Source organism: Nocardia neocaledoniensis (genome assembly GCF_003182135.1).
GTDB classification, from domain to species: Bacteria; Actinomycetota; Actinomycetes; order Mycobacteriales; family Mycobacteriaceae; genus Nocardia; species Nocardia neocaledoniensis.
Window position 1 is genome coordinate 149,169 of sequence record NZ_QGTL01000014.1, and the last position, 18,314, is coordinate 167,482.

Below are 18,314 nucleotides of genomic sequence, written 5' to 3' on the forward strand. Positions count from 1 at the left end.
CTCCTGCGTTGCGGCGGAAATCTGCTCACCGCCGTACATTCCATGGTGCCAGCTCTGCCCGGATCGCCGCCCTGCGCCACAGCGGCGGCGAGCGAGTGCAAGGATGGTTGCCGGAACAAGAACCAACGATTCCCGGGTGCCCTGCCGAGGCCGGTGGGGTGGATGCTCGCCGCGACCCGCGACGGGTGTCTGCCGGAAACGAAGCACTGTTGTATTACCCGTCGAACAGTCGAGGAGTCAGAGAACATGGCCTTCTCCGTCCAGATGCCGGCTCTTGGTGAGAGCGTCACCGAGGGAACGGTGACCAGGTGGCTGAAGCAGGAAGGAGACACGGTCGAGGTCGACGAACCGCTGCTCGAAGTCTCCACCGACAAAGTCGATACCGAGATCCCGTCGCCCACGGCCGGTGTGCTGTCGAAGATCGTCGCCCAGGAAGACGACATCGTCGAGGTCGGCGGTGAGCTCGGCGTGATCAGCGAGCCCGGCGAGGCCGCCGCGTCCGCGCCCGCCCCCGCCGCCGCGCCCGCCGAGCCCGCTCCGGCACCGGAACCCGAACCCGCCCCGGCGGCGCAGGCCCCGGCCGCCGCCCCCGAGCCCGAGGCCGCTCCGGCCGCCGCGCCCGCCGCTTCCGCCGCGGACGGCACCCCGGTGAAGATGCCCGAGCTGGGCGAGTCCGTCACCGAGGGCACCGTCACCCGCTGGCTCAAGGCCGTCGGTGACACCGTCGCCGTCGACGAGCCGCTGCTCGAGGTGTCCACCGACAAGGTCGACACCGAGATCCCCTCGCCGGTCGCGGGCACGCTGCTCGAGATCTCGGCGCAGGAAGACGATGTCATCGCCGTCGGTGGTCAGCTGGGTGTGATCGGCAGCGGTGCGCCCGCGTCGGCGCCTGCTCCCGCTCCGGAACCCGAGCCCGCTCCGGCTCCCGCTCCGGCCGCCGAAGCTCCCAAGCCCGCGCCTGCTCCCAAGCCCGCGCCTGCTCCCGCGCCCGCGCCTGCTCCGGCTCCTACCCCCGCGCCGGCTCCGGCGAAGGCCCCGGCCCCCGCGCCCGCAGCGGGCGGCAACGGCAGCACCCCGTACGTGACGCCGCTGGTGCGCAAGCTGGCCGACGAGAACAACGTCGACCTGTCGACCCTCACCGGTTCCGGTGTCGGCGGCCGCATCCGCAAGCAGGACGTGCTCGCCGCCGCCGAGGCCAAGAAGGCGCCCGCCGCCCCGGCGCCGGCCGCCGCTGCCGCGCCCGCCGCGGCCCCGGCCAAGCAGACCGCCGCGCCGAAGCTGGCCGGCCTGGTCGGCACCACGCAGAAGGCCAGCCGGATCCGCCAGATCACGGCCACCAAGACGCGCGAATCGCTGCAGACCACCGCGCAGCTGACCCAGGTCCACGAGGCCGACGTCACCAAGATCGCGCACCTGCGTCAGCTCGCGAAGGCCTCGTTCAAGAGCCGCGAGGGCGTCAACCTGACGTACCTGCCGTTCTTCGCCAAGGCCGTCGTCGAGGCCCTCGGTGTGCACCCGAACGTGAACGCCTCGTACAACGAGGATTCCAAGGAGATCACCTACCACGCGTCGGTGCACCTGGGGATCGCGGTCGACACCGAGCAGGGTCTGCTCTCGCCGGTCATCCACAACGCCAGCGACCTGTCGCTGGCCGGGCTGGCCCGCGCGATCGCCGACATCGCCAACCGCGCCCGCACCGGTGGCCTGAAGCCGGACGAGCTCTCGGGTGGCACCTTCACCATCACCAACATCGGTTCCGAGGGCGCGCTCTTCGACACCCCGATCCTGGTTCCGCCGCAGGCGGCCATGCTCGGCACGGGCGCGATCGTCAAGCGCCCGGTGGTGGTGACCGACGAGACCGGTGGCGAGTCCATCGGCGTGCGCTCGATGGTGTACCTGCCGCTGACCTACGATCACCGCCTCATCGACGGCGCCGACGCCGGTCGCTTCCTGACCACCGTCAAGCACCGTCTCGAGGACGCCTCGTTCGAGGCCGATCTCGGTCTGTAGTCGAGGAATTCGACAGATGAAGGTGGTGGTCGCCGGTTCGTCCGGGATGATCGGCCGGGCACTCGTCGCGGCGCTGCGCCGCGACGGGCACGAGGTGTCCCGACTGGTGCGCCGCGCCGCCGCGGCGCCGGACGAATTCACGTGGGATCCCGCGCGCGCCCAGCTCGACGAGCGGGCGTTGCGCGGGGCCGACGCGGCGGTGAACCTGTGCGGCGCGAACATCGGCGGCCGCCGCTGGAGTGGTGGCTACAAGCAGGAACTGCGCGACAGCCGCATCACCCCCACCGACGTCCTGTCCACCGCGGTCGCCGCCGCCGGAGTGCCGACGCTGGTCAACGCCAGCGGCGCGCACTACTACGGCGGCGACACCGGTGACACCGTCGTCGACGAGAACTCCCCCGCCGGAACGGGTTTCCTCGCGACCCTGTGCCGCGACTGGGAAGCCGCGACCGAACCGGCGAGTTCCGCGGGCGTGCGCACCGTCCTGGTGCGCAGCGCCGTGGTCCTGGCCCGCAACGGCGGGATGCTGAGCAGTCTGCATCCGCTGTACTGGCTGGGGCTGGGCGGTCGCCTCGGCAGCGGCCGCCAGTACATGCCGTGGATCTCCCTCGACGACGAGGTCGGCGCGATCGTCTTCGCGCTCACCCGTTCCGAACTGTCCGGCCCGATCAACGCCGTGGGCCCGGCACCGGTTACCAATGCCGAGTTCAATCGCGCGCTGAGCCGCGCGATGCACCGGCCCGCGCCGTTCATCGTGCCCGGCTTCGCCCTGCGCGCCCTCGTCGGGGAGTTCGCCGACGAGGCGATCCTGCACGGCCCCCGCGCGATTCCGGCCGCGCTCGAACAGGCCGGCTACACCTTCCAGCACCCCACGATCGGTGCCGCGCTGAGCGCCGCCTTCGGAGACCGCTGATGCTGCTGCGCGACGCCGACAAGGCCGATCTCCCCGCCGTACTGGCGATCCACAACACCAATATCGCCGAGTCCACCGCGATCTGGGACACCGACGAGGTCGACCTCGACGACCGTCTCACCTGGTTCGCCGACCGCACCGCCGCGGGCATGCCGATCCTGATCGCCGAGATCGACGGTGAGGTCGCCGGTTACGCCTCCTACGGGCAGTGGCGCCCCAAGACCGGGTACCGGTTCACCGTCGAGAACTCCGTCTACGTCGACAGCCGCTTCCACCGGCGCGGCGTGGCCACCGCGCTGCTCGGCGCGCTCATCGAGCGTGCGACCGAATCGCGCCGGGTGCACGCGATGATCGCCGCGATCGAATCCGGCAACACGCCGTCGATCGTCCTGCACGAGCGTTTCGGCTTCCGCACCGTCGGCCAACTGCCCGAAGTCGGCCACAAATTCGGCCGCTGGATGGACCTGACACTGCTGCAACGCGACTTCCCGCTCGACGTCTGACCAGCCTGTGCCCGGGTCCACCGGTGGGCGTAACGTCAGGGTGGTGAACGACACGCGCCCCACCGCGTCCGCACGATTCGATACGACCCCGATCGTGGTCGAGGATCTCGGACTCATCGAATACAACGCCGCCTGGGAGCTGCAACGGCAGATCGCCGACGAGCGCGCCGCAGGCGAAGGCAGCGACAAGCTGCTGCTGCTCGAGCACCCCTCGGTCTACACCGCGGGCCGTCGCACCGAGGCCGAGGATCTGCCGATCGACGGCAGCCCGGTGGTGCAGGTCGATCGCGGCGGCAAGATCACCTGGCACGGGCCCGGTCAGCTGGTCGGCTATCCGATCGTGCGCCTGGCCGAGCCGGTCGACGTCGTGCAGTACGTGCGTCGGCTCGAGGAGGCGCTGATCCAGGTGGTGTCCGGGCTCGGAATCGAGTGCGGCCGCATCGACGGTCGTTCGGGCGTGTGGCTGCCCGCCACCGAGTGGCTCGCCGAGCGCAAGATCGCCGCGATCGGCGTGCGCGTGCAGCGTGGCGTGGCTCTGCACGGCATCTCGCTGAACTGCAACTCCGCCCTCGACGGGTTCCAGGCGATCGTGCCCTGCGGCATCCGCGACGCCGGGGTCACCACCCTGACCCGCGAACTCGGCCGTGAGGTCACCGTCGCCGAGCTCAAGCCGCTCGTCGCCGCCGCGATCGTTGCCGCGCTGGACGGCGAAATTCCCGTTCGGCCCCATGACATTGATCGCACCACCAGCGCCGCGAACGCGACGGCCCCGAGCGTAGAGTCGGTCCAGTGACCTCCGTAGACGCCTCTGCCCCCGCCGGACGCAAGCTGCTGCGCATCGAAGCGCGCAACGCGGAGACGCCGATCGAGCGCAAACCCAAGTGGATCCGCACCCGCGCCACCATGGGCCCGGAGTACTCCGAGCTCAAGGGCCTGGTGAAGCGCGAAGGGCTGCACACGGTCTGCGAGGAAGCGGGCTGCCCCAACATCTTCGAGTGCTGGGAGGACCGCGAGGCCACCTTCCTCATCGGCGGTGAGCAGTGCACCCGCCGCTGCGACTTCTGCCAGATCGACACCGGAAAGCCCGCCGCCCTCGACCGCGACGAGCCCCGCCGCGTCGCCGAGAGCGTTCAGGCGATGGGCCTGCGCTACTCCACGATCACCGGCGTCGCCCGAGACGACCTCGACGACGGCGGCGCCTGGCTCTACGCCGAAACCGTGCGCGCCATCAAGGCACTCAACCCCGGCACCGGCGTCGAGCTGCTCATCCCCGACTTCAACGCCGACCCCGATCAGCTGGCCGAGGTCTTCTCGACCCGCCCGGAGGTGCTGGCGCACAACCTGGAGACGGTGCCGCGCATCTTCAAGCGCATCCGCCCGGCCTTCCGCTACGAGCGCTCGCTGGCCGTGATCACCGCCGCCCGCGCGGCCGGTCTGGTCACCAAGTCCAACCTCATCCTCGGCATGGGCGAGACCCCGGAGGAGGTCACCGAGGCGATGCGCGACCTGCACGAGGCGGGCTGCGACATCCTCACCATCACCCAGTACCTGCGGCCCTCGCCGCGCCACCATCCGGTGGATCGCTGGGTGAAGCCGGAGGAGTTCGTCGAGCACTCGAAGGTGGCCGAGGAACTCGGTTTCGCCGGCGTGATGGCCGGGCCGCTGGTCCGTTCGTCCTACCGTGCGGGCCGCCTCTACGCCCAGGCGATGGCGCATCACGGTCGCGAGATCCCCGAGGCCATGGCGCACCTGGCGCAGGAGGGCACCGCGTCCCAGGAGGCCAGCTCCGTGCTGGCCCGCTACGGCAGCTGACGGCGCCGGGCCAGGGCTCGGTGAGCCCTGGCCCGTCAGTAGACTAAGGGTCCCCTCACCCCCGGAAGGACCCATGTCGAAGTTCGAGAACGTCTCCGTCACCAAGCAGGCCAATGTCTATTTCGACGGAAAGTGCGTCAGCTACAGCCTCGAGCTGCCCGACGGCACCAAGAAGTCGGTCGGCGTCATCCAGCCCGCGTCGCTGACCTTCGGCACCGCGGCGCCCGAGCGCATGGAACTCGTGGCGGGCAAGGCCAAGGTGACCCTGGCCGGGGCGACCGAGGCGGTCACCTACCGGGGCGGCGAGTCCTTCGAGGTGCCGGGCGACAGCTCCTTCGACATCGAGGTCGTCGACACGGTGCACTACGTCTGCCACTACGGCTGATCGACCCGGGTGCCGCCGTTCACCGGCGGCACCCGATTTCCGTATCTCACGTCTGGCGTTCCCCGTTCGTCTTCTCGGTAGGACAACGAAAGGACACCGCAGATGAGCACCCGCCACACCGTGGTCGAGACCGATCTCGGACCGATCACCCTCGTCGCGACCGGCGCGGCCGTCACCGGACTGTACTTCCGTCACCACGTCCGCCGCCCCGCCGTCGAGACCTTCGGCGTCGAGAGCCCCACCGATCCGGTGCTCGTCGAAGCCGCTGATCAGCTGCGCGACTATCTCGCGGGCCATCGCCTGATCTTCGACCTGCCGCTGTCCGCCCGCGGCGACGATTTCCAGCGCGCCGTCTGGGCGATCGTGGCGGCGATCCCGCGCGGCGAGACCTCCACCTACGGCCGCATCGCCGAACAACTCGGCGATCGCGCGCTGGCCCAGCGAGTCGGCCAAGCGGTCGGCGCGAATCCGCTGTGCGTGTTCGTGCCGTGTCATCGCGTGGTCGGCGCCGACGGTTCGCTGACCGGATACGCCGGTGGGCTGCCCCGCAAACGGGCCCTGCTCGATCTCGAAGCACCGGCCCCCGTCAGCGCCGGCCGGCTGTTCTGACCGCGCCCGGGACGACGATGAAACCACCGTTCGAGCGGATCGTCGAGCAGCACGGACCGACCGTGCTGCGGGTCTGCCGCGTCGTCCTCGGCGCCCATGACGCCGAGGATGCCTGGTCGGAGACCTTCCTCGCCGCCATGCGCGCCTACCCCGACCTCCCCGACGACGCGAACATCGAGGCGTGGCTGGTGACGATCGCGCACCGCAAGGCGATCGATGTGGTGCGCGCGGCGAACCGCACCGCGCTGCCGGTCGACGAACTGCCGGAATCCCCCACGCGCCTCGGCATTCCCGGCGCGGGCGAAGCCGATCTGTGGGCGGCGGTCTCCGCCCTGCCACCCAAACAACGCCAGGCCATCGCCTACCACTACGTCGCGGGCCTGCCCTACGCCGACATCGCCGACCTCCTCGGCGGCACCGTCGACGCGGCCCGCCGAGCCGCCGCCGACGGCCTGAAGAAACTCCGAAGAACCTACCCGGGCGCCATCATGGAAGGAGTCCACGCATGACCGAGACCGGACGCGATGGCGACCTGACCGCCCTCCTGTCGACACCCGTCGACGCCGACCTGATGGCCCGCCTGCACCAGCGCCTCGCGCAGCGCGCCGACGAGGCCGACCTCCTCGACGTCGCCTACACCACCGTCGATTCCCCCGTCGGCGAGCTGCTGCTGGCCGCGACCCCGAAGGGCCTGGTCCGGGTGGCCTACGCCAGCGAGGACCACGATCGAGTGCTCGCCACGCTGGGCGAGAAGCTGAGTCCCCGAATCCTGCGTGCCCCAGGCCGTCTCGACACGGTCGCCCGCGAACTCGACGAGTACTTCGCCGGCCGGCGACGCGCCTTCGACGTGGACCTGGACCTGTCGCTGTCGCACGGATTCCGCCAGCTCGTGCAGCGACACCTGCCGGAGATCGCCTACGGCCAGACCCGCAGCTACCGCGAGGTCGCCGAGCTCGTCGGCAATCCGAAGGCCGTGCGCGCGGTGGGCACCGCCTGTGCCACCAACCCGCTGCCCGTCGTGGTCCCGTGCCACCGCGTGGTGCGCACCGACGGCAGCCTCGGCGGCTACATCGGCGGCGCCGCGGCCAAGACCGCCCTGCTCACCCTGGAGGCGGCATGACCACCGACCCCTGGCACGACCGGGTCGCCGCCTGCGACTGGCCCGCGATCACCGCCGAACTCGACGAATACGGCGGCGCCCTGCTCCCCCAGCTGCTCACGCCCGCCGAGGCCACCGAGATCCGCGACCTCTACGACCGCGAGGAGCTGTTCCGCTCCACGATCACCATGGGGCAGTACCGATTCGGCGAAGGCCAGTACCGCTACCTGCGTACCCCCTACCCGGAGCCCATCGAACGCCTGAAGCAGGCGCTCTATCCGCGCCTGCTCCCGATCGCCCGCGACTGGTGGCGCAAACTCGGCCGCGAGACACCCTGGCCGGACACCCTCGACGAGTGGCTGCGCCTGTGCCACGACGCGGGCCAGACCAAGTCGACCGCGATCCTGCTGCGCTACGGCCCCAAGGACTGGAACGCCCTGCACCGAGACCTGTACGGCGACTTGGTCTTTCCGCTCCAAGTGGTCATCAATCTCAACGAGCCTGGCGTCGACCACACCGGCGGCGAATTCCTGCTCCTCGAACAACGCCCCCGCGCCCAGTCCCGCGGCACCGCCACCCTGCTCCCGCACGGCCACGGCTACCTGTTCACTACCCGCGACCGCCCCGTCCGTTCAGCGCGCGGCTGGTCGGCGGCCCCGGTCCGCCACGGCGTCTCCGCCATCCGCTCCGGCCACCGCACCACCCTCGCCCTGGTCTTCCACGACGCCGCCTGACCGTGCGCACCTACCAGCTCCTCGGCCCCGACGGCCCCTACCGCTCCCCGACCCCGGGCACCTGGGGCGGCCACCGCCGCACGAAAATCTACGGCCGCCTGGACTGCCCCTCAGCCCACCGAGCCCTCACCCGCGGCCACTACGCCACCCACCGCGTGATCTTCGCCGACGAACCCACCGCTCTCGCCGCGGGTTACCGCCCGTGCGCGGTCTGCTGCCGAGACCGCTACACCCACTGGAAGGCGACCCGGTGACTTCACAGCCCGTACTTGCGCACGAAATCCTCGGTCAGATCCACCGCGGGCACCCCCGCCTCGGCCGACCGCGTCTCCACAGTCGTCTCCTCGACCAACCGCTCCGGCTCCGGCGGCAACCGCCGCCACTTCGCCCGCGGATCCTCGTCCCCAGCCATCACCCCTCCTTCAGCCATACTCCAGAGTAGCGCCGATCCCGGGCATTCCCAGCGGTTCTGCCGGCGCGAAGTGGGCTCCTCCGGTGGAGGGTCGGCAGGTGCTCGTCAGTCGATCAGATCCACCGCGACCGCGCGGCCCGTATCGAACCAGTACGCGTGCAGGTCACGGATCTTGCCGCGCGAGGGGACACCGCGCAGGTGCACTGCGCATTCACCGAAGTCGAGACCGACGACCGTGTCGCAGAGCAGGTTCCGCGCGGCGGCCAGCTCCGCCGGGTCGGTGATCTCCCTGGCGATGCCGGTGTGCGTCCCGTCGGGCAGTTTCAGACTGACCCGCGGATCGGCACGCACGTTGTGCACCCAGGCGTTGACCGCGTCGGGCCGCTCGACCGTGATGTGCGGCGGCATGAGCGCGACCAGATACGCGCGCCGGCCCTCCCGCAAGACGCGCACGCACTTCGGCCGGGGTTGCCCACTCCGGCGACCGGTGGTGGTGAGAATTCCATAGCCACGGGGAGTGCGCAGGCGGAACAACGGCGCCATCGCGGCGCTGAGCAGCCTGCCGTCCCGCGAGCTGCGAATCAGGCGACCGTGTTTGGCCAGTTCACCGCGGGCCCGCCGCCGCCGAGAATCGGTACCATCCACACATCCATGGTGACCCCGCAACGCGCGCAAGTCGAGCGGGAGGCGGTAGTCCTCCGGTACGCCCACCTGGCGACGCTGCAGCCACTCGTGGCCCTCGGCCCCGCCGCCACTGATTACACGAAGACGGTACCGTTCGATCGTGGAACATCCGGGGTGCCGCACGAGCCGGCTGCTCGCCCTGCCGTGGGGTCGGCTCGAGATTTTCGCCCGTGGAGCTCGGGTACCGGCACCACTTCAGCCCACCGCCGCTGCCCTCGAGCTCCTGGACGGCCGGCACCTTCCGACCTTCGCCACCTTTCGTCGACAACCGCCCGCCCCCTATGCGGCGGTCTGGCCGACCCGCCGCCCACTGCCGGACTTCAGGCACTCGGCGGATCTGACCCTCGACGACGTGGCTGGCGTGGTCCTCGCCGAAATCCACACCTTGACATGCCAGACCTGCGGGGCTCATCTGCGCGCGGTCTACCCAGGCGGAGGCATCCCGTCGTTCAGCGAAAACCTCTCGGAGCACCGACTGATCAATGAATGCCCAACCTGCGGAACGGGGTTCGCGCACTCACGCATCCAAGCCTTGGCCATAGTGCCCTGACGTGAAGGGGATCGCGCGGACGGGGCTCGACGGCCCCGTCGGCACGCACGTCATGCACTCTTGTGCGGAATCCCCACCGTGAGCCCACCATCGACCACGAACTCCGCCCCGGTCGAGTACGAAGCCTCGTCCGAGGCGAGATAGGCCACGAGCGCCGACACCTCGTCCGGCTCGGCAGCCCGCTTCACCGGAATCTGCAGGAAGTCCGCCGGAATCCCCTCGGTCATCGGCGTGGAGATCAGCCCGGGATGCACCGAATTGACCCGGATCCCCTGCGGCGCCAGCTCCAGCGCCGCCGACTTCGTGAGCCCGCGCACCGCGAACTTCGTGGCGGTGTACCCGTGCAGCCCCGGGCTGCCCCGCATCCCCTCCACCGAGGAGATGTTCACGATCGACCCGCCGTCCTTCATCGCGGGCACCGCGGCCTGCATGCCGAGGAACGTCCCGGTCAGATTGATGTCGATGATCCGCTGCCACTCCTCGAGCGCGAAGTCGACCAGCAGATTCCCGTTCGCGATTCCCGCGTTGTTCACCAGCACGTGCAGTCCGCCGAAGGTCTCGACGGCCGCGGCCACCGCGGCCGCCCACTGCGCCGGGTCCCGCACGTCCAGCGTGCGATAGATGGCGGCGTCGCCGAGTTCCGCTGCGACAGCGGCGCCTTCGTCGTCGAGCACGTCACCGAGTACCACCGAGGCGCCCTCGGCGACGAACCGCCGCGCGTGCGCCGCGCCCATGCCGCGCGCACCACCGCTGATCACCGCGACCTTGCCGGCCAACCGTCCCATGTCCACATTCCTCCTACTCAGAAGTGAGCCGGTCTCACCGTAGGAGCAAGTGGTCGATCCCCGAAGCGGATCGCGGCGATCAGCAGGTGAGGTTCGCCGCCGCCGACGAGGCGAACGAAATGTGCACGTGGTCGTAGTGGTTCTGCGTGGCGCTGCCCCGGTCCTCCATGTAGGACCAGCCGCTGCCGTCGTTGTACTGCTGCTGCCAGATCACATAGGTGACACCGAAGCGCGCCTTGTTGGCCAGCACGAATGCCGCGATCGCATCGCCCTGCGCCTGATTCGAGGTCATGACGTCGAGCGCCAGACCGGCACCGTGGTCACCGTCGTAGCGTCCGTGCGCGCCACCGATATCGGAGAGCCCGAACATCTTCTGCACCATGTGGCTGACCTGCGCGACGTGCGGCCGCGTGCCCTTCCACTCCGTCGCGCACAGCAGCTTGGCCTTCATCGCCGAGAGCTTGGCGTCCTCGTCGTCGGCGGAGACCGGCGGCGGGCCCGGCTCGGGCTGGGGCGCGTCGTGGACGAGCGCGGGCAGCGGATCGAGCTCGATCGCCGACGGTGTGTGCGGTTCCACCGCACTGACCTGCTGTACCTCGGACCCGGCCGGCCGTAACGCCATCCAGATCATCGCGGGCACAGTCGCGGCGAGGCTGCACACAGCCAGAGATGCGCGGCCCGTGGGAGCCGCGGGAACGCGATGTTGACCAGGCACGTTTTCAATCACCAGCTACTGTCGAGAACAAGGTCTCTGTCAGATTACGAAATGGTCGCGAAAATGTCACGCTCGTGCGACGGGTCGCGCACGATCGGACAAGTATCCCCTAAACGCCGCGATTGTGTAGTCCGATCGCGTGTCGGGAGTACGCTCGTGTCGTCCGCGTCGCCGCGCCGACCTGGAGGTTCGCATGGACGTGCTCCTCGGAATCGGAACCCGCAAAGGCCTGTTCCTGGCCCGTAGTTCGGACGGCCGGGCGAATTGGACCGTGAGCCCGCCGCAGTTCCCGGTCGCCGACGTGAAGGCCCTCGCGATCGACACCCGCCGCGACACCCCTCGCCTCCTCGCCGGCGTCCTGAACAGCCACTTCGGCCCGACGATGGTCGCCAGCGACGACCTCGGCGAGACCTGGACCGAACCCGACGACGCCCCCTTGGCCTTCCCCGACGACACCGACGCCGCCCTGCAAGGGGTATGGCAGATCACACCGTCGACCACCGCCGAACCCGAGGTGGTCTACGCCGGCGTCGAACCCTCGGCCCTGTTCCGATCGACGGACGGCGGAAGGACTTTCACGCTGGTCAGAGGGCTGTGGGACCATCCACACCGCCCGCAGTGGGAACCGGGCGGCGGCGGCCTGGCCCTGCACACCGTCCTGCCCCACCCCACGAATCCGCAGCGCCTCGCCGTCGCCATGTCGACCGGCGGCGTCTACCAGACCGCCGACGGCGGCACCACCTGGCGCCCCACCAACAAGGGCGTCACCGCCGACTTCCTGCCCGGCGAACTGCCCGAATGGGGCCAGTGCGTGCACAAGGTCGCCCGCGACGCCGACGCCCCCACCACCCTCTACCTGCAGAATCACGGCGGCGTCTTCCGCTCCACCGACGACGGCACCACCTGGCAGTCCATCGACTCCGACCTTCCCCCAGCCAACTTCGGCTTCCCGATCGTCGCCCACCCCCGCCGCTCCGGCGTCCTCTACACCTTCCCCCTCGTCGCCGACATGGACCGCTTCCGCTTCCCACCCGACGCCACCTGCGCCGTCTACCGCAGCGAAGACGCCGGCGACACCTGGACCGCCACCACCGACGGCCTCCCCACCGTCCCCTTCTGGGCCGCCGTCATGCGCGACGCCATGACCGCCGACGACGCCGACCCCACCGGCATCTACTTCGGCACCCGCAACGGCGAGGTCTACTGCAGCCCCGACGAGGGCGACCACTGGACCCTCGTCGCCGACAAACTCCCCGACGTCCTGTGCGTCCGCGCCGCCGTCCTCCCTTGACCATGGCCACCGTCCTGCTCCCCGCCCAACTCCGCCCCTACGTCGACGGCGCCAAATCCCTCACCATCGACGCCCCCACCCTCGCCGCCGCCCTGGACCACCTCCGCACCCGCTCCCCCGCCCTCGAACGCCGCCTCCGCGACGAACGAGGCACCCTCCGCCGCTACGTCAACTTCTTCATCGACGGCGACGAATGCCGCACCTTGCAGGGCGCCGACACCCCACTACACCCAGACACCGAACTGATGATCATCCCGGCGGTGGCCGGCGGCTAATTGCCTGCCGCCCCTTCGGCTCGTCGCGACGAACTCGGGAACGCCGACCACGAAGTACTATGGTCGGCAATCCACATCGATTGTGGGACACTGTGTTCGACGACATCGGGGGAAGTATGTCTACAGTCGACGACAGGCTCGTGCTCGCGGCCGGCTGGCTGCACAACAACGCGGTCCGCATGGACGACGAGCACGTAGGTTGGGGATGGTCCTCGGACGTCACGCCCAACCCGCAAGACACCGCCGAGGCCGTGTGCGCGATGACCGCCGCACGGTCCCACGCGACCGGCGAGCACTTGCTCCGCACACCCGAAGTGCCCGAAGTCCCGAAAGTATCGGCGCTACTGCGACTGCGCAGCGTCACCCACGCCACACAGGGCGAGTGGGCGTTCCAGTCACCCGTGGACGCGGCCTGGCGCCTTCGCGCCCTCAAGGATTTGAGCCCGGCGGGCACCGAGCCGGACCTCAGCACTTATCGTCATGCGCTCCTCTCGACACAGGACCCCAACACGGGCGGCTGGACCATGTCCGACAGCGCCGCCTCGATTTCGGTCACCGCGACCACGGCCGCGATCCGCGCGCTGCTCGAATTCCCCCCGTCCGACACCGAGGCGGACGCGGCGGTGCGGCGCGGATGCGACTTCCTCGTCAACGCCGTCCGGGCAGAAGATCCACGAGCGATGACGAACTACGCCACCGCGAAGATCGCCTACCTGCTCGGCACGGGAAGACTTGCGGAGCTCGGAAATCCCAGAATCGACCGCGCGCACGCCCACGCGATCGACCGCGTCCTGCACTACGTGGAGACCGCACCGGGGACACTCGAAGAGGAGCCGATCCGGCGCGGAAACGTGACCCAGACGTGGTATCACGCCACCCTTCCCCAGTCGATTCTCGCCCTGGCGACATCACGAAAGCAGCTGATCTTCCACCCCGCGTTCCGGGCAGGCTTCACCGAACTTCTGGATTACCAGCAACTCTCACTGACTCATCGCGACTACGGTGGGTTCAAGACTTCGCGCGGCGGACTGATCACCTCGTACGCGACGGCTCAGTCGGTACACGCACTGATCCAGGTGAACGCCGATGTGCGCGAACGAGTCAACCCCGGCACGGTGTTCGATCTGCTCTGCAACGCGAGCAGCAGCCACCACACCGATCCGCAGAACATCGCTCCTTCGAAGCTTCCTCCCGTACGAATGAACAGCACGGCGGGTGCCGCGGCGCTCGCGGTCGGGGCGGCGACCGGGCTCACCATCATCTTCCTCGCGCTGATGTTCGATGAGGGAACGCTGGAGCCACTCGGCAAGCCGGCGAGTCGTGCGCTCATCTACTGGGGCACGGCGTTCATCTCGATCGGTCTCTATTGCTGGGCCGCAACACGATTCCACCGGTTCGCCCGCAGCCGGCTCATGTCGTTGGTGGCGGCCGTTTTCACCGCTGGCGTATTTCCGTTCCTCGCCTTCCTGCTCACGTAGCGAACATCGCTCCTGACGACGCAACGGTCATCGGGAACGTGCATTTCTCGTGGTGCGCCAGAATCCAGTGTGGTTTGCCCGCGGGCTATCGCTGAATCCGCTCCAGCCCTCAGCCACACATGTGATCGCACGATGAGGCGCCTGAACTGCGCCACTGCGACAGCCGCACTATCGTGTAATCGCTACTCTCCCAACATTTTCGAAGGAGCAACCCCCGTGCCGGATCGCCTGGCCCAGCTGACCGCAACCCTCGGCACCCCACCCCCGCCGGAGTTCGCGACGCTCGACACCGACGACCTGGCCCGCCTCGACACCTTCGTCGAATCCGCCATGGCCGCCCGCAAGGCCGCCATGGACGAGGCCCTCGGCGCAGGCATGCACCTGATCCCCCGCCTGGCCCGCCCTGCCGTCCGAAAGGTCCTGGGACTATGACCACCCTGCGCCACACGATGGCCGAGATCGCCAAGCTGGCCCGCGTCCTCGACGTGGACCCCGCCGAGCTGGATTTCCTTGCCACCCAACCGGCTTCGGCCATCAAGACCTTCCGCGACCAGGTCAGCGACGAACTGTCCGGCCGCGACGTCGTACGCATGCAGCGCGTCGCCGCCGCCGTGAAACTGGTCCCCAAACCGATCGCCGCGCTCGTCGCCGAGAAGGCCCTCGGCCCCGCCCTGGCCGCCGCGGTCGCCGGCGCCGTCGAACCGGCCCGCGCGGTCGCCATCGCCGAATCCCTGTCACCGGAGTTCCTCGCCGACGCCACGGTCCTGCTCGACCCGAAACGCGCCGCCGAGGTGATCGCCCGCGTCCCCGACACCATGGCCGCCGAGGTCGCCCGCGTCCTGATCGAACGCGGCGACTACCTCACCATGGGCCGCCTCGCCGGCGCCATGCCCGAATCCGTCCTCTGGGCCGCCCTCCCCCAGGCCGCCGACCGCGACATCCTCCAGGTGGGCCTGCACCTCGAGGACAGCTCCCAGGCCGAACGCCTCCTCGGCATGGTCACCGACCGCGTCCCCGGCATGGTCGCCACCATGTACGCCGAGGAGAAGTGGGCCGACGCCATCTCCCTGCTCGACATCATCGGCCCCGCCGAACGCGCCCACATGGCCGACATCGTCGCCGAACAGGAAGACGAGATCCTCGACGGCCTCCTCACCGCCGTAGCCGCCCTCGACGCCTGGGACGCCCTGCTCCCCGTAGCCGCCGACATGGCCATCACCGGCCTGCAACGCCTGGCCCAACGCCCCGTCATGCACAACCCCGCCACCCTGGCCCGCGTCTCCGACATCTCCCTCACCCAAAACCTCTGGCTAGCCCTCCTCCCCCTTGTCCCCCACCTCGACGAGTCCCAGCAGCGCGCCATAGCCACCCGAGTCCTCGCCGAAGACGACGACTCCCTCCGCACCCTCATCCTCGACGCCGCCCCCGAATCCCCCACCGTCATCCCCCTCGCTCTCTCCGTCCCCGAGGCCCGACCCCGAGTCCTCGCCCTTCTCGACGCGCTCCCCGAACTCGACTCCCTCATCGACGTCCTCGGCCCCGATCACACCGAATCCTGGGAAACCCTCGTCACTCTCAGCGCCGAACTCCCCGACCGCACCCGCAAACTGCTGGCCGTCCGCGCGGCGAACTGCGGGCTGGACGCCATCTCGGAAATGTTCGGGAACTAGGCGGCGGCGCCGGATTGTCGGGACGCTCGAACTCGAGATCCTGACCGCCGCAGGTCCATCGCCGCCCCAGACCTCGCTCGCGCCGGCGATCCGGAACACCACGCCACCTCGGCGCGAGACCTCCAGGTCGATCCCCGTCGAGGTGGACAGCGGTCGACGTATCGGGCCGCTGACTCGACTCTGGACCCGAACTCGTACTCGCCGACCTCACCCAGCGACCAGCGGCCCGATCAACGCCATCGCATCCACACCCGACGGCAGGTCACTGACCTGCCCGTCACCGACTTCGATCACCCGCCAGCTGCCGTCCGCCCGCCGAGCGACATCGGTGGTCACGAACCGGCAGCCGAGCGCGGACACCGCCTGCCTCACTGCCGACAGGTCAGGTGCCGGGCACGCCGCGGGATCGTCGGGATGCGGCCCGACCAAGACAGGTTCGTTGTCGAGCCACCACACCCTGGCCTCCGCCGCCCGACCGCCCGCATCATCGGCGAAGTCCTCGAACTCACGCAACACGACCCCACCGGCCAGGTACTCCCCTTGCAACTCGACGAACCGCTCGACGATGCGCTTCAACGCAGCGGTGTCACGCAGATCGGACACGTAACAAGCGGTGTCCCACTCGTGCTTTCGCGACTTCACGTAGTCCTTCACGATCCCCGGACCGGCACTGAGCGATCCCGCTAGTTCCGCGAGCACCGACTCACCGGGCACCTCGCCGGGCTTCGTCGCCGTCCACTGAGACCGCGGTGTCAACAGGGCGAAAGGCTCATACCAGCCCGGCAGCTCATGGGCCTTCGCATAGCATTCGGGCGACACCGCGAGCACATAATCTCGCCCCGAAAGCGCTTGCGCCAGATCACGATAGCGATCCACCGGAATCATCCAACCGCGATACCACATCGTCCCAGCAGACCGCGGCACCCGCCGCACAGCCGCATCCAGTTCACCGGCGATGAGCGCATCGTGGTCCAGCAACGCGACCGTTCCACCAGCTGTCCGCACGGCTTCGGCCTGCGCGGCGAAGTGGTCGTCGACCTGCCGGGGATTCAGAGGGTCCGAACAGAACAGCAATGTCGCAGTCACCGCCGAATTCTAGGGCCTGCTATACACCTCGACCCGGTCCGGATCAGGAAGCGCCGCCGGCCGCTCGTCCGTGTACCAGGCATATTCAATCCCGCTGAGCCAACCATCTTCGACCCACACAATGAGCTCCCCGACCGGAGATCCGTGCTGATCCGAGACGGTGCCCTCGGCAATGATTCCCTCGGTTCGACTCACTGCCCGCGCAGGTCCAGGCTGAACGATGAGGTCGACACTCGGCGACCCTTCGCCCCACGTCGCGACGACCTGTGCCTGCGAGACCTGGCACAGATATTCGCCCGCCTCGACCCCGCCCTCAGCCAGCAACTTGCCGACGACCGCGGATTCGAGTCCCGTCAATGGCCGTGGCTCGATCGGCGTGCCGGCCATGAAACCCCCTCGAGGAGATCGAGACGCGTCACATGTGCTGTGAACCCGCCAACTCACGCTCCGCAGCCGGCCGCGCACTAAACGGACACTGCCAATCCACCGGCTTCGGCCGCCCAGAATACCGACGCGCCTCCGACAACGTCTCGTACTCCATCAGATTCGGATTGATATCCCCCTGCAACGAGATGTCCTGCTTCCGGATCTTGTCAGCCAGCCGATCCCACATCCCATCGGCCTTGATCCGCGCGAACTGCTCATGCGAATTGAACGCCAGCATCGGAAACGGCGGCCGCCGCCCGAACCGCCGATGCGTCTCGTGCAGCCCGATCACGAAGAACGGATGCCCCGCCACGCTGTACTTGAACTCACTCGACTGCGGATCCGACGAACACCCCTCGGCCCACCCGAACCGATCCGCGTCCGCCTCGTGCAGCAGCTGCAGGTGCTCCCACAACAACTCCTCGAACCGCAGCTCATCCACCCCACGAGGCTGCTCGAACGTCGCGATGAAACTGGTGAACTTCCGCGACCCCCAGTCCGCCCCACCGACGAACTCAGCCAGATCCGCGGCCATCAACCGAGCTGACTCATCCCCGCCCATCACCTCATAATGGCGATGCGTGATCCCACCCTGCCGCCAGGCGGAGCGACCCGCCAGACAAGCGAACCGATCTCCGAGAAGGAACCGCTCCACCTCGGTTCGCGCATCCGTCGTCAACCCCGCCGATCCTTTCCAACCACATCCCGATACCGAGCGGGTGCGCTCCGATCGAATCGGCGAATGCAGCCACCTCGCCCACACTGCGCGCTGATCCTGTCAGCCCACCAGCCCGCGCGCGAATCGATAGAAACGACATCGATTACCATTTTCCCCGCTCGAGGGCCTGGTTGACGGGTCCGACGTGCTGCGAATCAC

23 protein-coding genes are annotated in these 18,314 nt (G+C 69.1%); 16 read left to right on the top strand and 7 right to left on the bottom strand.

Annotated elements, in window-relative coordinates:
• Nucleotides 1–246 precede the first annotated feature (246 nt).
• From sucB to DFR69_RS29105, 11 genes are all read left to right on the top strand, one after another.
• Complete coding sequence (gene sucB, locus DFR69_RS29055) at nt 247–2,010, top strand: 2-oxoglutarate dehydrogenase, E2 component, dihydrolipoamide succinyltransferase (protein ID WP_110040844.1); 1,764 nt, start codon at nt 247–249, stop codon at nt 2,008–2,010.
• Between the two features lie 16 nt (nt 2,011–2,026).
• On the top strand, nt 2,027–2,923 hold the full coding sequence (locus DFR69_RS29060) for a TIGR01777 family oxidoreductase (RefSeq protein ID WP_110040845.1): 897 nt from the start codon (nt 2,027–2,029) through the stop codon (nt 2,921–2,923).
• Complete coding sequence (locus DFR69_RS29065) at nt 2,923–3,426, top strand: GNAT family N-acetyltransferase (protein ID WP_110040846.1); 504 nt, start codon at nt 2,923–2,925, stop codon at nt 3,424–3,426. The genes DFR69_RS29060 and DFR69_RS29065 overlap by 1 nt, the downstream gene beginning before the upstream one ends.
• 43 nt (nt 3,427–3,469) lie before the next feature.
• A complete protein-coding gene (lipB, locus tag DFR69_RS29070) occupies nt 3,470–4,219 on the top strand; it encodes a lipoyl(octanoyl) transferase LipB (protein WP_110040847.1) in 750 nt (249 codons plus the stop codon).
• Nucleotides 4,216–5,238 (top strand): lipoyl synthase, encoded by a 1,023-nt coding sequence (lipA, locus tag DFR69_RS29075; protein ID WP_110040848.1) that lies wholly within the window; start codon nt 4,216–4,218, stop codon nt 5,236–5,238. Before lipB ends, lipA begins: the two co-directional genes overlap by 4 nt.
• A 73-nt stretch (nt 5,239–5,311) precedes the next feature.
• Nucleotides 5,312–5,623 (top strand): pyrimidine/purine nucleoside phosphorylase, encoded by a 312-nt coding sequence (gene ppnP / locus DFR69_RS29080; protein ID WP_110040849.1) that lies wholly within the window; start codon nt 5,312–5,314, stop codon nt 5,621–5,623.
• A 102-nt stretch (nt 5,624–5,725) separates the two neighbouring features.
• Nucleotides 5,726–6,232 (top strand): methylated-DNA--[protein]-cysteine S-methyltransferase, encoded by a 507-nt coding sequence (locus DFR69_RS29085; RefSeq protein WP_110040850.1) that lies wholly within the window; start codon nt 5,726–5,728, stop codon nt 6,230–6,232.
• A gap of 17 nt (nt 6,233–6,249) precedes the next feature.
• On the top strand, nt 6,250–6,741 hold the full coding sequence (locus DFR69_RS29090) for an RNA polymerase sigma factor (RefSeq protein ID WP_110040851.1): 492 nt from the start codon (nt 6,250–6,252) through the stop codon (nt 6,739–6,741).
• Nucleotides 6,738–7,352, top strand: coding sequence for a methylated-DNA--[protein]-cysteine S-methyltransferase (locus tag DFR69_RS29095; RefSeq protein WP_110040852.1), 615 nt, complete (start codon nt 6,738–6,740; stop codon nt 7,350–7,352). The genes DFR69_RS29090 and DFR69_RS29095 overlap by 4 nt, the downstream gene beginning before the upstream one ends.
• Nucleotides 7,349–8,065 (top strand): 2OG-Fe(II) oxygenase, encoded by a 717-nt coding sequence (locus DFR69_RS29100; protein WP_110040853.1) that lies wholly within the window; start codon nt 7,349–7,351, stop codon nt 8,063–8,065. Before DFR69_RS29095 ends, DFR69_RS29100 begins: the two co-directional genes overlap by 4 nt.
• A gap of 2 nt (nt 8,066–8,067) precedes the next feature.
• Nucleotides 8,068–8,319 carry an Ada metal-binding domain-containing protein gene (locus tag DFR69_RS29105; protein ID WP_208644066.1) on the top strand — a complete coding sequence of 84 codons (252 nt, stop codon included), beginning with the start codon at nt 8,068–8,070 and terminating at the stop codon, nt 8,317–8,319.
• A 2-nt stretch (nt 8,320–8,321) separates the two neighbouring features.
• On the opposite strand, the gene DFR69_RS34680 is transcribed toward DFR69_RS29105, so the two are convergent.
• The 4 genes from DFR69_RS34680 to DFR69_RS29120 form a co-directional block, all read right to left on the bottom strand.
• Nucleotides 8,322–8,477: a hypothetical protein gene (locus DFR69_RS34680; RefSeq protein ID WP_167456448.1), complete on the bottom strand. Its 156-nt coding sequence runs from the start codon at nt 8,475–8,477 to the stop codon at nt 8,322–8,324.
• A gap of 105 nt (nt 8,478–8,582) precedes the next feature.
• The gene (locus DFR69_RS29110; protein WP_244198512.1) at nt 8,583–9,122 is read right to left on the bottom strand and encodes a nitroreductase/quinone reductase family protein; all 540 of its coding nucleotides are present in this window, start codon (nt 9,120–9,122) and stop codon (nt 8,583–8,585) included.
• Between the two features lie 639 nt (nt 9,123–9,761).
• On the bottom strand, nt 9,762–10,496 hold the full coding sequence (locus DFR69_RS29115; protein WP_110040903.1) for a glucose 1-dehydrogenase: 735 nt from the start codon (nt 10,494–10,496) through the stop codon (nt 9,762–9,764).
• Between the two features lie 79 nt (nt 10,497–10,575).
• Entirely contained in the window at nt 10,576–11,073 is a 498-nt protein-coding gene (locus DFR69_RS29120; RefSeq protein WP_244198513.1) for a VldE C-terminal domain-containing protein, read from the bottom strand.
• Nucleotides 11,074–11,404: 331 nt separating this feature from the next.
• Here DFR69_RS29120 and DFR69_RS29125 point away from each other — a divergent pair, with 331 nt between their 5' ends.
• The 5 genes from DFR69_RS29125 (at nt 11,405) to DFR69_RS29145 (ending at nt 15,925) form a co-directional block, all read left to right on the top strand.
• Nucleotides 11,405–12,502 carry a WD40/YVTN/BNR-like repeat-containing protein gene (locus DFR69_RS29125; protein ID WP_110040855.1) on the top strand — a complete coding sequence of 366 codons (1,098 nt, stop codon included), beginning with the start codon at nt 11,405–11,407 and terminating at the stop codon, nt 12,500–12,502.
• Between the two features lie 2 nt (nt 12,503–12,504).
• Entirely contained in the window at nt 12,505–12,777 is a 273-nt protein-coding gene (locus tag DFR69_RS29130; protein WP_110040856.1) for a MoaD/ThiS family protein, read from the top strand.
• Between the two features lie 92 nt (nt 12,778–12,869).
• Nucleotides 12,870–14,255: a hypothetical protein gene (locus tag DFR69_RS29135; RefSeq protein ID WP_110040857.1), complete on the top strand. Its 1,386-nt coding sequence runs from the start codon at nt 12,870–12,872 to the stop codon at nt 14,253–14,255.
• Between the two features lie 216 nt (nt 14,256–14,471).
• On the top strand, nt 14,472–14,687 hold the full coding sequence (locus DFR69_RS29140; protein WP_110040858.1) for a hypothetical protein: 216 nt from the start codon (nt 14,472–14,474) through the stop codon (nt 14,685–14,687).
• Nucleotides 14,684–15,925 (top strand): hypothetical protein, encoded by a 1,242-nt coding sequence (locus tag DFR69_RS29145; protein ID WP_110040859.1) that lies wholly within the window; start codon nt 14,684–14,686, stop codon nt 15,923–15,925. Before DFR69_RS29140 ends, DFR69_RS29145 begins: the two co-directional genes overlap by 4 nt.
• Before the next feature lie 207 nt (nt 15,926–16,132).
• Here DFR69_RS29145 and DFR69_RS29150 read toward each other — a convergent pair whose 3' ends face one another.
• From DFR69_RS29150 to gntA, 3 genes are read right to left on the bottom strand one after another with little or no spacing between them, the layout of a single operon-like run.
• Complete coding sequence (locus DFR69_RS29150; RefSeq protein WP_167456449.1) at nt 16,133–17,011, bottom strand: ATP-grasp domain-containing protein; 879 nt, start codon at nt 17,009–17,011, stop codon at nt 16,133–16,135.
• A 9-nt stretch (nt 17,012–17,020) separates the two neighbouring features.
• On the bottom strand, nt 17,021–17,398 hold the full coding sequence (locus DFR69_RS29155; protein ID WP_244198514.1) for a hypothetical protein: 378 nt from the start codon (nt 17,396–17,398) through the stop codon (nt 17,021–17,023).
• A 28-nt stretch (nt 17,399–17,426) separates the two neighbouring features.
• Entirely contained in the window at nt 17,427–18,116 is a 690-nt protein-coding gene (gntA, locus tag DFR69_RS29160; protein ID WP_110040861.1) for a guanitoxin biosynthesis heme-dependent pre-guanitoxin N-hydroxylase GntA, read from the bottom strand.
• Nucleotides 18,117–18,314: the final 198 nt, after the last annotated feature.

What these genes read in the sequence shown, in the direction of transcription:
- DFR69_RS29085 (WP_110040850.1), top strand. Translation starts at nt 5,726, where the DNA reads ATGAGCACCCGCCACACCGTGGTCGAGACCGATCTCGGACCGATCACC.
- DFR69_RS29145 (WP_110040859.1), top strand. Translation starts at nt 14,684, where the DNA reads ATGACCACCCTGCGCCACACGATGGCCGAGATCGCCAAGCTGGCCCGC.
- DFR69_RS29090 (WP_110040851.1), top strand. Translation starts at nt 6,250, where the DNA reads ATGAAACCACCGTTCGAGCGGATCGTCGAGCAGCACGGACCGACCGTG.
- DFR69_RS29065 (WP_110040846.1), top strand. Translation starts at nt 2,923, where the DNA reads ATGCTGCTGCGCGACGCCGACAAGGCCGATCTCCCCGCCGTACTGGCG.
- DFR69_RS29100 (WP_110040853.1), top strand. Translation starts at nt 7,349, where the DNA reads ATGACCACCGACCCCTGGCACGACCGGGTCGCCGCCTGCGACTGGCCC.
- DFR69_RS29095 (WP_110040852.1), top strand. Translation starts at nt 6,738, where the DNA reads ATGACCGAGACCGGACGCGATGGCGACCTGACCGCCCTCCTGTCGACA.
- ppnP (WP_110040849.1), top strand. Translation starts at nt 5,312, where the DNA reads ATGTCGAAGTTCGAGAACGTCTCCGTCACCAAGCAGGCCAATGTCTAT.
- sucB (WP_110040844.1), top strand. Translation starts at nt 247, where the DNA reads ATGGCCTTCTCCGTCCAGATGCCGGCTCTTGGTGAGAGCGTCACCGAG.
- DFR69_RS29060 (WP_110040845.1), top strand. Translation starts at nt 2,027, where the DNA reads ATGAAGGTGGTGGTCGCCGGTTCGTCCGGGATGATCGGCCGGGCACTC.
- DFR69_RS29115 (WP_110040903.1), bottom strand. Translation starts at nt 10,496, where the DNA reads ATGGGACGGTTGGCCGGCAAGGTCGCGGTGATCAGCGGTGGTGCGCGC.
- DFR69_RS29130 (WP_110040856.1), top strand. Translation starts at nt 12,505, where the DNA reads ATGGCCACCGTCCTGCTCCCCGCCCAACTCCGCCCCTACGTCGACGGC.
- DFR69_RS34680 (WP_167456448.1), bottom strand. Translation starts at nt 8,477, where the DNA reads ATGGCTGGGGACGAGGATCCGCGGGCGAAGTGGCGGCGGTTGCCGCCG.
- DFR69_RS29125 (WP_110040855.1), top strand. Translation starts at nt 11,405, where the DNA reads ATGGACGTGCTCCTCGGAATCGGAACCCGCAAAGGCCTGTTCCTGGCC.
- DFR69_RS29155 (WP_244198514.1), bottom strand. Translation starts at nt 17,398, where the DNA reads ATGGCCGGCACGCCGATCGAGCCACGGCCATTGACGGGACTCGAATCC.